14 protein-coding genes and 1 tRNA gene are annotated in these 14511 nt (G+C 62.8%); 8 read left to right on the top strand and 7 right to left on the bottom strand.

The annotated features are described in order from the left end of the window. Window positions 1-2: 2 nt before the first annotated feature. Window positions 3-335: an ATP-dependent Clp protease adapter ClpS gene (gene clpS / locus U1R88_RS01485; RefSeq protein ID WP_082980075.1), complete on the bottom strand. Its 333-nt coding sequence runs from the start codon at window positions 333-335 to the stop codon at window positions 3-5. A gap of 510 nt (window positions 336-845) precedes the next feature. Here clpS and U1R88_RS01480 point away from each other — a divergent pair. Next, complete coding sequence (locus tag U1R88_RS01480) at window positions 846-2432, top strand: D-alanyl-D-alanine carboxypeptidase (protein ID WP_322429673.1); 1587 nt, start codon at window positions 846-848, stop codon at window positions 2430-2432. Window positions 2433-2777: 345 nt separating this feature from the next. Here U1R88_RS01480 and U1R88_RS01475 read toward each other — a convergent pair whose 3' ends face one another. After that, window positions 2778-3476 (bottom strand): DnaJ domain-containing protein, encoded by a 699-nt coding sequence (locus U1R88_RS01475; protein ID WP_322429672.1) that lies wholly within the window; start codon window positions 3474-3476, stop codon window positions 2778-2780. A gap of 219 nt (window positions 3477-3695) precedes the next feature. On the opposite strand from U1R88_RS01475, the gene panC reads away from it, so the two are divergent. Both panC and U1R88_RS01465 read left to right on the top strand, forming a co-directional pair. Next, entirely contained in the window at window positions 3696-4562 is an 867-nt protein-coding gene (gene panC, locus U1R88_RS01470) for a pantoate--beta-alanine ligase (protein ID WP_322429671.1), read from the top strand. Window positions 4563-4883: 321 nt separating this feature from the next. Continuing rightward, complete coding sequence (locus U1R88_RS01465) at window positions 4884-5507, top strand: transglutaminase-like cysteine peptidase (protein WP_068295532.1); 624 nt, start codon at window positions 4884-4886, stop codon at window positions 5505-5507. 107 nt (window positions 5508-5614) lie between these two features. On the opposite strand, the gene U1R88_RS01460 is transcribed toward U1R88_RS01465, so the two are convergent. From U1R88_RS01460 to cls, 3 genes are all read right to left on the bottom strand, one after another. Further along, window positions 5615-6145 (bottom strand): gamma carbonic anhydrase family protein, encoded by a 531-nt coding sequence (locus tag U1R88_RS01460; protein ID WP_322429670.1) that lies wholly within the window; start codon window positions 6143-6145, stop codon window positions 5615-5617. Window positions 6146-6280: 135 nt separating this feature from the next. Further along, window positions 6281-6478, bottom strand: a complete 198-nt coding sequence (locus U1R88_RS01455) for a DUF3126 family protein (RefSeq protein ID WP_245196728.1) — start codon at window positions 6476-6478, stop codon at window positions 6281-6283. A 342-nt stretch (window positions 6479-6820) separates the two neighbouring features. Next, entirely contained in the window at window positions 6821-8260 is a 1440-nt protein-coding gene (gene cls / locus U1R88_RS01450) for a cardiolipin synthase (RefSeq protein ID WP_322429669.1), read from the bottom strand. Between the two features lie 87 nt (window positions 8261-8347). Here cls and U1R88_RS01445 point away from each other — a divergent pair, with 87 nt between their 5' ends. Beyond that, complete coding sequence (locus U1R88_RS01445; RefSeq protein WP_322429668.1) at window positions 8348-8995, top strand: MarC family protein; 648 nt, start codon at window positions 8348-8350, stop codon at window positions 8993-8995. 253 nt (window positions 8996-9248) lie between these two features. Here U1R88_RS01445 and cysE read toward each other — a convergent pair whose 3' ends face one another. After that, window positions 9249-10103, bottom strand: coding sequence for a serine O-acetyltransferase (gene cysE / locus U1R88_RS01440; RefSeq protein ID WP_322429667.1), 855 nt, complete (start codon window positions 10101-10103; stop codon window positions 9249-9251). A gap of 71 nt (window positions 10104-10174) precedes the next feature. Then, on the bottom strand, window positions 10175-10930 hold the full coding sequence (locus U1R88_RS01435) for an alpha/beta fold hydrolase (RefSeq protein ID WP_322429666.1): 756 nt from the start codon (window positions 10928-10930) through the stop codon (window positions 10175-10177). Window positions 10931-11069: 139 nt separating this feature from the next. Here U1R88_RS01435 and U1R88_RS01430 point away from each other — a divergent pair, with 139 nt between their 5' ends. The 4 genes from U1R88_RS01430 to U1R88_RS01415 all read left to right on the top strand — a co-directional run bounded on the left by U1R88_RS01430 (window position 11070) and on the right by U1R88_RS01415 (window position 14446). After that, window positions 11070-11315, top strand: coding sequence for a zinc-finger domain-containing protein (locus U1R88_RS01430; protein ID WP_068295546.1), 246 nt, complete (start codon window positions 11070-11072; stop codon window positions 11313-11315). A gap of 7 nt (window positions 11316-11322) precedes the next feature. Then, window positions 11323-12495 (top strand): FAD-dependent monooxygenase, encoded by a 1173-nt coding sequence (locus tag U1R88_RS01425; RefSeq protein WP_322429665.1) that lies wholly within the window; start codon window positions 11323-11325, stop codon window positions 12493-12495. A 36-nt stretch (window positions 12496-12531) separates the two neighbouring features. Next, window positions 12532-12617, top strand: a tRNA-Leu gene (locus U1R88_RS01420). A gap of 107 nt (window positions 12618-12724) precedes the next feature. Then, entirely contained in the window at window positions 12725-14446 is a 1722-nt protein-coding gene (locus tag U1R88_RS01415) for a DUF6538 domain-containing protein (RefSeq protein WP_322429664.1), read from the top strand. Window positions 14447-14511: the final 65 nt, after the last annotated feature.

Raw genomic sequence — 14511 nt, 5'->3', positions numbered from 1 at the left:
CCTCACTTTTCTTCCATGACGCATTGCAGCGGATGCTGATGCTTACGGGCAAAATCCATGACTTGAGTCACCTTGGTCTCCGCGACCTCGTAGGTGTAGATGCCGCATTCTCCCACGCCATTGTGGTGAACATGCAGCATGATGTGGGTGGCACCGTCGCGGTCCTTGTTGAAGAAGCGCTCCAGCACCTCGATGACGAATTCCATCGGGGTATAATCGTCATTCAGCAACAGGACCCGGTAGAGTTTGGGGCGTTTGGTCGCCGGCCGCGTCTTGGTAATCACGGCCGCGTTAGTGCCCTCACCGCCACCTGGAGCGCGGGGCTCGCGGGCCATGCCGATCAGGGGAAACGGCTTGTGCGCGGCGCTCAATGCAATATCCAGAATCGTTGAATCTTCCATTTCGACAACTGCAATCGCCTGCAGCCTAACATGATCTCGACGAGGAAAAAGGCTTCCACGAACTGAATTTATGATCGCCCCCGACTTTCCGCTAGTGCGACAACGCGCAATAATGGGTTCCACGTTCTGAACAGCGGGTGAAGTGCCTCTTTTTCATTCATTCTCAACCAATCAGACAATCATGCGACCAAAATGCCGCGCTGGCTGGGCACTTAACCGATCCGTAACCGCGTCCGCCTAGGTTCATTGACTGTGTCGTCCCTGCAGCGGCACGGTGAGACAGCCTCCCTCCGGCAAAGGGGCGAGGTGAGCCCCGGACGAAGGGCGAATGAGACCACCGGTCTCGCAGGGACATGTAATGGACGGTGCTGTCGCGCCGGTGAGTATTGGGGACTTTGCATGCTATCGCGTTGGATCGGGGGCGGACTGGCCCGGACCACCACAATGGTTGCAGCCGGCTTGGTAGTGTTCACGACAACCCTGGCCTTCCATCCGGACGAAGCGGATGCGCGCCGTCGCGGCCATCATGCCGCCCCGGCGCAGAAAACGATGAAGCATGCGCGCAGCAAGCGCGTCCGCACGGAATCGGCCGCCTCGGCCATTCCCGCCGACATGCGCAACAATCCGCGCTATGCCGCCATCGTGGTCGACGTGAAGACTGGCCGCACGCTTTACGAAGCCTCCCCCGAAGCCTTGAGGCATCCGGCCTCCATCACCAAGGTGATGACGCTCTATCTCCTGTTCGAACAGTTGCAGGCCGGCCGCCTTTCGATGGCGACCGAACTTCCCGTCTCCGCCCATGCCGCCTCCCAATCCCCCACCAAGCTCGGCCTGCGCGCCGGCCAGACCATTCGCGTCGACGATGCTATCAAAGGCATGGTGACGCGCTCGGCCAATGACGCCGCTGTGGTGGTGGCCGAAGCCCTCGGCGGCTCGGAAGGCAATTTCGCCAACTACATGACGCGCAAGGCCCGTGCCCTCGGCATGTCGCGCACCACCTTCGTCAATGCCTCCGGCCTGCCCGACAACCGGCAGATCACCAGCGCACACGATCTCGCCATCCTCGGCATGGCCATCCAGAAGCGCTTCCCGAACTATTATCGCCTGTTCTCGACCCGCAGCTTCGTCTATCGCGGACGCCCGATCCCGGGCCACAACCGCCTGCTGGGTTCGGTGGAAGGCGTCGACGGCATCAAGACCGGCTACACCAATGCCAGCGGCTTCAACCTCCTGACCTCGGTCAAGCGCAACGACAGGCAATTGGTCGCCGTGGTGATGGGCGGCCGCAGCGCCGCTTCGCGCGACGTCGTGATGCGCCGCCTGATCGATGCCTATCTGCCCGTCGCCTATGCCGGCAACGCCGTCGACCGTTCCGCCACGCAGGTTGCCCGGGCCGAACTCCCAAACGATGCCGAGCCCATGGCAGCGCCGCCCCGTCCGCCGGTTGTCCGGCCGGCCGTCGTCGCTGAAGCGGCGAAGGCCCGCCAGGCCGCGCCGGTGGCGGCGCCGATGCCGCCCGAAATCGTCGGGGACGCGGTGCCCGTCTCTGCGCCGCAGGCCCGGCCCCAGCCCGTTCCCGCCAAGCCGGTCATGGCCTTTGCGGCACCCAGCACCCCGAGCATGCGTTGGGTACAGGGCCTCCAGCCGGTCACGACCGCGCCGGCCACGCCGCCCGTTCGCGCCGGCCAGAGCAACGAGGCCAGCCCCGACACCACCGCCACGGTGCAGAACGTCCGCACCGTTGCCGTCACCCGGGATTCGGTCGCCCTCGCCGCACCGCAGCGCAGCGGCTGGATCATCCAGATCGGCGCGACCGACAGCGAAGGAGCCGCCCGGCAACTGCTGTCCAGCGCCAAGGCAGCCGGCAACAAGGCGCTCTCCTCCGCCCGCCCCTTCACCGAGACGGTCAGCCGCAACGGTTCGACACTGTGGCGGGCACGCTTCGCCGGCTTCAGCGATCAGAACCAGGCCCAGTCGGCCTGCAGCGCCCTCAAGGCGGCTTCCTTCGCCTGCGTCGCCGTGAAGCTCTGATCCCTCGGCAAGAACACTTTCTCCCCATTCGGGCGCGGCCTTCCTCGGATAGGCCGCGCCTTTGTTTTGCGGGAATTGCGCTTTCACACAGAAGGCGCAAAGCAAGGGAGCGATAAACAAGGCGCCCCGCGGTTTCACGGCATCGCGGGCAAACGCAAAGGCATGTCGAGCCAATGCGTGGGAGCAAGCAAGCATTCAGTCATGGACGCCGCTTGCCCCAGGATAGAGGCGGCTTTGACCCGAACGCACTTTGCTCCGGGAAAACGTCGCAAGCTTAATCGTTGCGTAACCATGTTCTGCGACGCTCAAGCATCGTCGGAACCGAGCAAGTTCGGTGGAGTTGCGTCAATGGCCTTCAAGAAGCATGTCCCTGGCCCGGTTGACACGAGCAGCCATCTGCGTCGTGCCCCCCTTGTCGGGATGGATTTTCTTCATGAGCGCCCGGTGCGCTCGACGAATTTCCTCGGCGCTCGCCCCCGGTTGCACCCCAAGGATCTGGTAAGCTTCCTGCTTCGTCATCGCGTCGGACGCCGCCGCTCCGAAGCCCCGCGCGTGCGCATCGTCCTTGAAGTGTTCACGCCATCCGGCAAGCCTGCGGTCCAGATAAGCTTCAAGGATTGAACGGCCGACGAAGTCGGCGGCGATCTCCGCACGCAGTTGCATCAGCTCCGCCGCCGGCATGGCTGAAAGGCGCCGGCCCGAAAACCGCCCGCGAATGACCTGCCCGTCCATCGGTTGCCTGTTGGCATCGAGCATGATCACCAGATCCGCGGTGCGCACCGAACTCGGCCTCGTCGTCGAGCCCGGAATGACGCCATCCGGCAATTGCGGCAGCCAGCCGCGCATGCCTGCCGCCAGAAGCAGCAATGGCAACCCCATGCCCCAGGCGCCGCGCGTCAGCAGATAGAGGCCGAAAGCAAAGGCGAGGAAACTGCCGCCGCGCCGCAGCAGGCTGTCCAGGACCGGCGTCTTCGACAGCATGCCCGGCTTGAGGAACGGCCACAGGCAGAACAGCACCACGCATGCGAAAATAAGCTGGCCCACTTCTATCCGATCTGCGAAACAGCCATTGATTCAAATCTTGGAATCCGAGTCTTGCCAGTTCAGCGTTCCCCGGGCAAAGCGCGTTTAAACGCAAACGCGGCTTTGCTCAAACTCTTTGGTTCGGCGCGTCTTTGCAATTCTCGGTGTGACCGCCAAATCGCAAAACGCTTTGGAACGCTGGTCAGGCAAATGCGACACTATGCACCTGCGGAGTAAGGAATGGCGCGCCAAACCCTGGTCGTTCGAACCGTGGCGGAGTTGCGCCAGGCCGTGAAGCGTTTTCGCGAGGTGCAGGAGACTGTCGCCCTGGTGCCAACCATGGGCGCCCTGCATGACGGCCATATCACCTTGGTACGCCAGGCCCGCCAACGGGCAAGCCGGGTGGTGGCCACGATCTTCGTCAATCCGACCCAGTTTGCGCCAACCGAAGATCTCGCCAAATATCCGCGAACGGAAGCGGCGGATCTTGCCCGTCTCAGGGATGTCGGCTGCGACCTCCTGTTCGCTCCTGACGCCAGCCAGATCTATCCGCATGGCTTCGCCACCACGGTCTCGGTTGCCGGGCCGGCGCAGGCCGGCCTGGAGGATCGCTTCCGTCCCGGCCATTTCGCCGGTGTGGCGACAGTGGTGGCCAAGCTGTTCTGCCAAAGCGGCGCGGACTTCGCCCTGTTCGGCGAGAAGGACTATCAGCAGCTTTGCGTCGTGACCCAGATGGCGCGCGACCTCGATTTGCCGATCACGGTCGTCGGCATCCCGACCGTGCGCGAAGCCGACGGATTGGCGATGTCGTCGCGCAACCGCTATCTCGCGCCGGAACAGCGGGCCAAGGCCCCTCTCCTGCATCGCACCCTCCGGCAGGTCGCCGACGCCCTGATCAAGGGCGCCGACATCGAGGCCGCCCTGGCATCCGGCCGCAGCGCCATCACGGCCGGAGGCTTCGAGCTCGACTATCTGGAAGCACGGCAGGCGGCGAGCCTCGCCCCGATCACCGGGCTTGCGGAGGGGCCGGTGCGATTGCTGGTGGCAGCCCGGCTGGGTGCAACCCGCCTCATCGACAATATCGGCGTTGAAGCCGCTCGAAATTAACCAAATCGCCGCCGGAAAAGGTGACGAAAGCGTGGCAATCGTGCCACGCCTCCCCTTGTTGCCCACGGTCGAGGGAAAACGGGAAATCGTGGTTAATCCACCGTTAACATGAATCTTTTCAAAGAGTTACGATACTTCATACCCCGTGCGGATCTTGTTTTTTCTGCGGCAAGAGCGTTGTGCGCCCCCTGCCCTTGTGCGAAGTTGGCTTCGGGAACGGGTAATTGGCCCTGCTCTCTGGGTAAACATCCGGTGGCGGGCAAAACGGGTCTGAAGATTGTGATGCGCTTCGGGATCAGGATCAGGTCGAATTTGAGCCGAATGGCCCCTAAAGCCGCCTTGGCCGCCGTAGCGCTCGCAACGGTTTTGCTGCCGCATTCGCAGGCTGCCGCCGCTGGCCACAGCGCCATGCCGATCTATGCTCCCGTTGGTGATGTCACCACCCCGCCCTCCGGCTACCTGCAGTTCTGCAAGGACAATCCGGCGGATTGCAAATCGGGCTCGCAGGAAGCACGCGATATCGTGCTCTCGCGCCAGGCCTGGAAGGATCTCATCGCCCTGAACGACCAGGTCAACAAATCGGTCAAGCCGGTTACCGACCTCGACAATTACGGCAAGGTCGAATGGTGGGCCTACCCTACCAATGGCAAGGGCGACTGCGAGGACTATGTCCTGCTCAAGCGTAAATTGCTGATCGACGCAGGGTGGCCGCGCTCGGCCCTGCTGATCACCGTGGTGCGTGACAAGAAGAACGAAGGGCACGCCGTCCTGATGGTGAAGACCGATCGCGGCGAGTTCGTGCTCGACAACCAGGAGGCCAAGATCCTGTCCTGGCGCGCCACCGGCTATCGCTACGTCAAGCGCCAGTCGCAGTCCGACCAGAATGCCTGGGTCTCGCTCGGCGACACGCAGACCACGGCCATCGTGTCGGCGAAGGGCAACTGAGTTTTTCCGGGTGCGCGGACGTCTCGTCCGCCTCTTCCCCACGACGCGTGTCATGTTTCCAAGAACGGACGAGACGTCCGTGCACCCGGAAATACGCTCCCCGCGACCTAATCCACCCTCTTCAATCCCTTGGCGAAGCGCTTGGCGTTGGCGACATAGTGCGCCGACGATTGCCTGAGCTTGGCGACGGTTTCCTCGTCGAGGGGACGGAGCACTCGTGCCGGCGAGCCGACGATCAGCGAATGATCCGGAAATTCCTTGCCTTCGGTGATCAGCGCATTGGCGCCGACCAGGCAGCCCTTGCCGATGCGCGCGCCGTTCAGGATGGTGGCCCCCATGCCGATCAGGCTGCCGGCACCGATGGTGCAGCCATGCAGGATGGCAGAATGGCCGATCGTGCAATCCTCCCCGACGGTGAGGGGGAAGCCCGGATCGGAATGCAGCACGGCGCCGTCCTGGATATTGGAGCGCGCGCCGATGGTCATCGGCTCGTTGTCGCCGCGCAACACTGCGCCGAACCAGATATTGGCGTCCTCTGCCAAAATCACGCGGCCGACCACCTGCGCATCGGGTGCGAGCCAATAGCGACCGTCAGCCGGCACCGACGGCGCGATATCATCGAGCGCGTAAAGGGGCATGGCAGAGCTCCGTTCCTGGGATCGCAGGCGTTTCAGCGACATGTTCCCGTGTCGCGATTGCCTGCCCTTGGACATGCTGCGGCGGCTGGATGGGAAGATGCAGGCGAGGACGCCTGCAATCCCGGAAATAGCCGATCAGTCCTCGAGGTCGATGTCGAGGATCGCCATGTGGAAATCGTAGGAGGTTTCTCCGTCTTCCTTGTCCTCGGAGACCACGCCGATCGACTCCTCGCCGATATAGACTTCCGCGCTGTCGGTCTTGCGGGCACGAGGCACGACGCGAATGGTGGCATTGCCGAAGGTGCGACGAAGATAGGCTTCGACGCGCTGCATGTCTTTCTTGTCCACTAGACTTCCTCGGTTGAATGCGCCGGGCGACCTTGCCGCCCCGCCATCCCCGGGCTTTGCCATGCCGAGGCCTGCTTCGCAAGAGAATGCGGGCCGAGGGTCTGTGCAATCGAGCAAGTTAAGGCCCGGCGAGGACGGGAATGGCCGAATCTGCCGGGATCGTCGGATCGATCGAAAGCTGCTGCAACGGCGAAAGATGATGGGATGGGACGCGATCATCGTGCAGAAGAAAGTGTACCCATTTTCGGCTGAAACGATGCGGCAATGAAATCCTGCTGCATCGGATCCGTTTCCGGAACGGCTTCCCCTGCCGTGGTTACCCCCCCACTAGAATACCGGCCCGACGATGGTGAGCAGATTGTCGTATATTCGACGAAGCCTCGGGCGTTTCCTGACGTCTCGTTCATCGACCGGCGTCGATGATGAAATATAGGTGTCCTGTCGGGCACGAACATCGGAAGAGTCCCTGTCCGAATAGAAAAGGATGTTGTTTTCGAAATTGAGATAGAGGCTGCGAAAGTCCATGTTGGCCGAGCCCACCAACGTGAGTTGACCATCCACCACCACGGTTTTCGCGTGGAGGAGGCCGCCATGATATTCGTAGATCCTCACGCCCGCTGCGAGAAGCTGTGCATAGTAAGCCCTGCTGATTGCACTCACGACATGTGAGTCATTCCTGGCCGGAAGAACAAGGATGGTTGTCACCTTACGGCGCGCCGACGCCATCAGGCTGGCGAGAAGCTGTGAATCAGGGACAAAATAGGGCGTCGAGATCACCACCTCCTGCTGGGCGCTCTGGAGCAAGGAGACGAACACGTCGGACATCGATCCCTTCGGAGACATCGGCCCCGTCCCGAAAGCTGCCGCCGCGCAGCTCCCCTTCAATTCCCCCCGGAAGGGCTCGCTGAGCAGATTCGACAGGTCTTCGCCATATTCGATCGCCCAATCATTCGCGAAGACGAGCTGGTTCTGGCGAGCCACCGGACCTTCAAATCGAAGCATGATGTCGACCCAGGGAGCGAACCTCGGCTTGATGCGGAACTCCGGGTCCGCGCAGTTCTGGCTGCCGCAATAGGTGATGCTGTTGTCGACGACGACGATCTTTCGATGGTTGCGCAGATCCGGACGGCTGATCGACGCCAGCGAAACACCGAGCGAGGATACCAGCGAAACGCAGAGCTTGACGCCCGATTGCTCCATTGCAGCCCAATGGGCGGAGCGGATGAGATCGCGCGATCCGAACGCATCCACCACCACGCGGCAGGTGACGCCACGCGCCGCCGCCCGTTGCAAGGCCTCGACGACGAGCCTGCCATTATTGTCCGTCAGCCAAATATAGAACGAAACGTGGATCGTCTCCCGCGCAAGATCGAAATCGCGGGCCATGTCGCGGATCGCGGCGTTGGAATCGGCCGCCAGGCTCGCCACGTTTCCGATCGCGGCCCCGCATCCGTTCAAGGAGGCGCAGGTCTCGAACACCGGCCTGTAGCGATCGGGAATGACGCCGGAGGAAATACCGCCCGACATGGTGGACGCGTTCGATACAGGCCGCTCCCACACGGCGGAGGCCCGTTGGCGGAACCTGCGGGCCATCCAGGGCTCACCCAGAAAAAGATAAACCGCAATTCCGATGATCGGGAAGCCGATGAGCACGAAGAACCACGCCGCGCGTGCCTCCGAATTCATGTCGTCGTTGAGCAGTACCCGGCAGAGTACCGCCACATGTACGACAAGGACGAGCGCCAGGACTATGAGGTGATGCCACATGATATATCCTGTCCCGGAAAGCACCCGCGTGAAGGCGATATGGACTCAATGAGGTGCGCCTGAAGCCCTGAAAAGGATTGCGGTCAGATGGACGTCACTTTCGCTGCGAAGTTCCTGGGCGCGCTGTTCGCCATCATGAATCCCTTTATCAACCTGCCGATCTTTCTCAGCATGGTGAGCACCAAACCTGTCGCTCAACAACGCGGCATGGCGGTGACGATACTGCTTTATACGGCAGCGATGTGCATCGTCATTTCATTGTTTGGCGGGTACATCATCGCTTTTTTTGGAGTCACCATTGCCTCCTTCCGCGTCGCCGGCGGCCTGGTGCTCCTTGGCATCGCCTTGTCCATGCTGAACGGCAAGCCTGTCACCTCACACGAAAGGGACGAGCAGGAAAAACAGGCCGACAGGACGGCGGGAAGCGATACGGACGGTGATCTGGCGTTCTATCCGATGACATTTCCGATGGTCGTGGGGCCGGGCACCATGGCCACGCTGATCGTCTATGCGGCGCAAACCCATAGTGCCGCGCAATATGTATCGTTTGCCCTCGTGCTTGCGAGCGTCCTGCTCGCACTATTCATCGTCCTGTTCTTCGCCGCCGACATCGGCGAACTCCTCTCCGCCAAGGTGAGGGTCATCATGACGCGGATCATGGGCATGATACTTGCTGCGATCGCGGTCGAAATGGTCATCGAGGGAGCCAAGGTGATGTTGCCGGGCCTGGCTTGAGAGGCGCGGAATCCTGCGGATCTCGGCGACGACGAAGTGAGGGGTCGGTTTTACGAACCGAAGGGCGCGAAGCAGAGAGGACCGTCATCCCCACCTCCATCGAGAATGGAGCGGGATCGCCTGTCCTTACCTGTTGTCGTAGATGACGCGCGCTATAGCGTTTTGCGATTTGGCGGAATCGCCAAGAATCGCAAAGACGCGTCGAACCAAAGAGTTAGGGCAAAACAGCGTTTCCGTCTAAACGCGCTTTGCTCTAGAGCCCGACGTCGTGCCAGAAGATGTCGTCCGGCAGCGGACCGTGCAGGATCTGGTCCATGCTTCGCGACGGTTCGGCACAGCCCGCCTCCCCGACCACGCGGGCCGGCACGCCTGCCACCGTGGTGTTGCGCGGCACCGCCTTGAGCACCACGGAGCCAGCCGCGACGCGGGCGCATTGGCCGATCTCGATATTGCCGAGGATCTTGGCACCCGCCCCTATCATCACGCCGCGGGCGATCTTGGGATGGCGGTCGCCGGTCTCCTTGCCGGTGCCGCCCAGCGTCACGTCCTGCAGGATGGAGACGTCATCGCCGATCACCGCCGTCTCGCCGACCACCAGGCCGGTGGCATGGTCGAGGAAGACGCCGCGCCCGATCGGTACGTTCGGATTGATGTCGCACTGGAATACGGCCGAGGAACGGCTCTGCAGATAGAGCGCGAAATCCCTGCGCCCCGACTTCCAGAGCCAATGGGCCAGGCGATGGGTCTGCAGCGCGTGGAATCCCTTGAAATAGAGGATCGGCTCGATATAGCGATTGGCCGCCGGGTCGCGATCGATCACTGCCGCAATGTCGGCGCGGATGGCCGAAGCAATGCTCGGGTCGGCCTCGAGCGCCTTGCCATAGGCCTGGGCGATCAGGGTCGCCGGCATATCCGAATGATCCAGGCGCGAAGCGATGCGCTGCACCACGGCGCTTTCCAGCGAATTGAGTTGCAGGATATTGGCGAAGATGAAGCTGGAAAGCTGCGGCTCGGCATGGGTGACCGCTTCAGCCTCGGACCGCACGCGGCTCCAGACCGGGTCGACGATTTCAAGCCCATGGGAAACCAGGCGCTTCGACTGATTCATCTGCCTATCCGCTGAATGGAAGGTATCTCCTTCCTTTTTAGCGCAGTGATGCCGGCAGTGCCAATGTTCATTTAGACGCCCTGCTCTGCGAGGAATGCCAAAACGCCTTGCTTGTAGACCTTGTCGCCGACGGCCGGGTTGTGATCGCGATTGGGAATGTCGAGCACGGCGGCATTGGGCATCATCACGGCCAGTTCCTGCGCCGAGCCCGCAATCGAGTCGCGCGTACCTACGGCGATCAGGGTCGGCTGCAGGATCCTGGCGACCTCGGCCGGATTGAGCTGGACCCGCGAGCCGCGGATGCAAGCGGCCAGGGCCCGCCGGTCCGCGCCGCTCTTGTCGGCAAAGGAGCGGAACATCCGCCCGATCGGATCCGGCACGTCGTCGAGCGAAGGCGCCTCCATGGCTGCCGCGATGGTGGGCGGCAAGGCCTCGCCCTGCACGAGGCGCACGCCCAGGCCGCCGAATACAACTGCATCCACGCGCTGGGAATGCTCAAGCGCCAGGAAGGCCGTGATGCGGGCGCCCATGGAATAGCCCATCACCGTCGCCGAGCCGATGCGCAGATGATCGAGCAGCGCGACGGCGTCGCCTGCCATCACGGCGGGGTGATAGGCGGCGGGATCGTAGAGCTTGGCGGACTCGCCATGGCCGCGATTGTCGAAGGCGATCACACGCCTTCCCTGCCTGGTGAGCAGGTCGACCCAGCCGGTGCCGACCCAGTTGACCTGATGATTCGAACCGAAGCCGTGGATGAGAAGGATGGGCTCGCCCTCTCCTTCGTCGATATAGGCGATTTCGACGCCGTCATGATCAAAACGCTGCATCGGCGCGGTTTTCCTTTGCTCTTGCTTCCAATAGCCCCTATCGCATCCCGTGCGGCACCGCTATGGTCCGCGCGAGAGAAAATTACGGACCCTAAGTCCACATCGTGGACCGCAAGTCCCCATCGCGGACTGAAGATCAATGGCAGGCCATTCCATTCCCCATTTCCAAAATGACCTCGGCTTGAAGGTCATTCGCGTCGGCTCGAAGGAATTCATGTGCCAGGGCGCGAGCGTGCCTTTCGACCATCCCCACATCTTCATCGACCTCGGTTCGGATGACGAGGCGGTGTGCTCCTACTGCTCCACGCTCTTCAAATATGATCCCAAGCTGCCTGAGGGCATGTCGGAGCCGGCGGCCTGCACGGTGAACGCCCAGGCCGCCTGAACCGACCATGGATATCGCGATCGCCGGCGCCGGCATCGGCGGGCTGACGGCTGCCTTGGGCCTGGCCCGGCGCGGCTTTGCCGTCGAGATCTACGAGCGCGCCGCGACGCTCGAGGAAGCTGGGGCCGGCATCCAGCTCACGCCCAATGCGCTCAACGTCCTGTTCGGCCTCGGCCTCGCTCCCGCGCTCGAGGCGCATATGGTGGTGATGGATGCGGTGCGTATCCGCAAGGGCGCCACTGGCGGCCTGATCCAGGAATTGCCGCTTGATGCCTGCCCGGCGCGCTGGGGCGCCCCCTATGGCGTGATCCATCGCGCCGACCTGCAGGCCGTGCTGGTGGAAGCGGTGCACCGGCACGGCATCCCGCTGAAGCTGGGGCGAGAGATCCGTGCAGCCCGGCAGGATGGGCAGCAGGTGACCCTGTCCTTTGCGGGCACAGATCCCGATGTTTCCGCTCGCATGTTGATCGGCGCCGACGGCCTCTGGTCGAAGCTGCGGCTCCAGCTCGGGCTCGCGCCGCCCCGTTTCGCCGGGCGGCGGGCCTGGCGGGCGGTGATCCCGATGCAGGATGCCCCGGCCCTGTTCCAGGGCCTGAAGACCGGGCTCTGGCTCGGCGGCAACGCCCATTTCGTGCATTACCCCGTGCGATCGGGGCAGGCGCTCAATCTCGTGGCGGTGACGCATGACGAGGATGCAGGCCCCGGCTGGTCCGCGCCCCAGCCTTTGGCGGCGCTGCTGCCGCATTATGCCGGCTGGGACGGACGCTTGCGGGCCTTGCTCGCCACGGTGCCGCAATGGCGAACCTGGCCCCTGTTCGAGGGCCGCGCCGACAACCGGATCGCGACCGGCCGCATCGCCCTGATCGGCGACGCTGCCCATCCCATGCTGCCCTTCATCGCCCAGGGCGGCGCGGCGGCCATCGAGGATGCGGCCGAACTGGCTGCCCAACTCAGTGGCGCCGACGACCATGATGTTCCCGCCCGCATGCAGGAATGGTCCCGCCTGCGCCTGCCGCGCGTTCGCCGGATCCAGGCCGAGGCGCACAGCAATGGCGAGCGCTATCACTGGCGCTGGCCTCTCGCGAGCGCCCGCGACCTCGGGCTGTCGGCCCTCGGCGGCCAGCGTCTCCTAGAGCGCTATGACTGGCTCTATGGCTGGAAGCCGACAGAAACGGCTTGAGCCCACACGATTCCGGCCCTAAGCAAGGCCGGCGCTGCGGACGTGGCGAAATGGTAGACGCAGCAGACTTAAAATCTGCTTCGGGAAACCGGGTGCGGGTTCGAGTCCCGCCGTCCGCACCACCCCATCTCTAGGGCATTGATTTTCCTAAAAAAGTAGGCAACACAGGGGCATACGAGGGAAAATCTTCCCATAATTCTTCCCAGATTTTGGCAAAGTGGGGGCGCTGATGGCCAGGACTCAAGGGCTGGTGGTCAAGGGTGGGGCCTACTATTACCGCCGCGCTGTGCCCCTCCACCTTCGGCCTCTGTTCCAGGACAAGCAAGAAGTATGGATCACCCTCAAAGCCGAAAGCATGCGGCAAGCTAGCGAGGCGGCGCGAGCAGCAGCCGTTGACGTGGACAAGCAATTCAGGGCAGCGCGGACGCGGCTGGCCGCCAGAGCTACGGTCGGGACTGCTGGCCCCGAAATGACGGTATCCGACGCATCGCTCCAACGGGTCGCGAAAGCTCATCTCCACCGGCTTGAGGTCGCGACGATCGGGCACGCCGAGGTCGAAGAGCGGGACGAACTCGATGTAGAACTGGGCGACCTCCTGACGGGCGGCGAAATGGCGCCTCAGTTGCTAGGCACTGCCACGCGCCTGGTTTCCGAACATGGTTTGCCCGTGCCGCTGCCGCCTGAGCCCGTCTTCCCCCCTCAGGCAGAAATTGCAACGCGTTGCAACGACAGCGCCGCAGACGTCGTCGGTCCGACGCGTCCTGTGGCAACCGAACTCGTCCGGCTGGTCGAGTTGGTGCGTCGGGCAGAGATCGAGCACGTGAAGCGACGCCTCGATCGCCTGGAGGGCGACGGCGGCGACAAACCTCACGACCCTCTGTTCGCGGATGTCTCGACACTGACCCCTCCCCCTTCGAAGGCGCGCGCCAGCGCCACGCTCGGTGAAGCCATCACTCGGTTTGAGACCGACCCGACGCGCGCCGATTTATCCGAGGCAGCCGCAATGAAGTATGTGCTGCCCTTCCGCGCCCTGCGTGAGGTCGTGGGCGACGACCGGCCCCTTGTTGGCATCGAGCGGCCCGACTGTGTCGAAGCGTTTGAACTGCTCGCCGCCATCCCTGCGAACATCAAGAAGAAGGCCAGATATGACAAGCTCACGCTGAAGGAGATCGTGGCGTTAGCGAAAGAGACCAAGGACGAGCGCATCTCCACTACGACCGTGCGCAACCACGCGCACCACATCTCCAGCTTCTTCAACTGGGCCATCAGGAAGGGCTTGATCTCAGCCAACCCTGCGACGCGCATGACAGACGGCTCCAGGAAAGCCGCGTCAACGCGCAAGCCGTTCTCCCTCACGCAGCTCAGTTCAATGTTCGCAGCGCTCCCACAGTGGACAGAGGGGCGGCCAGGCCGGCACTGGCTCCCGCTCATCGCCTTGTTCTCCGGCATGCGGTTAGGCGAGATCGCCACGCTGGCGACGGAAGACGTCAAAACGGTGGACGGGGCAACCTGCTTTGTCCTGGTTGAAACGGACGAGCGTCGCCTCAAGACACCGGGCGCAACCAGAACTGTACCAATCCATCCAGAACTTGTTCGCCTGGGTTTGCTTAAGCATGTCGAGGGAGTCAGGAAAGCCGGTGGCAACAGGCTCTTCGCGGACCTCGCGCGCGACAATCAGCGCCAGACCGTAGACGTGTTCCAAAAGAGCTTTTCCTACTTCCTCTCGAAGCTGGACGGGTTCGGCGGCGTGTCGTTCCACTCATTCCGGCACAATTTCCGAGATGCGCTCCGCGAGGCTGGCTCACCCATTGACGTCACACGCGCTCTAGGTGGTTGGGCACGTTCAGGTGGGCTAGAGGAGCGCTATGGGCAAGGTACACGGGCGTCTACATTAGCCAAGTGGATGGCCAATATCAGCTACGACGGTCTGGTGTTCCCCCACTATGGGTGAAAAATGATGCAAACCGTTGCCACTCGGCTGTTTACCGTCTGCCTTCCCAGCGCTGTATCAACGCT

Origin of the sequence: Labrys sedimenti (assembly GCF_034424805.1) — a bacterium.
GTDB lineage: Bacteria > Pseudomonadota > Alphaproteobacteria > Rhizobiales > Labraceae > Labrys > Labrys sedimenti.
Note: the sequence above shows the minus strand (reverse complement) of the source record. Positions and strands in the feature narration are given on the sequence as shown.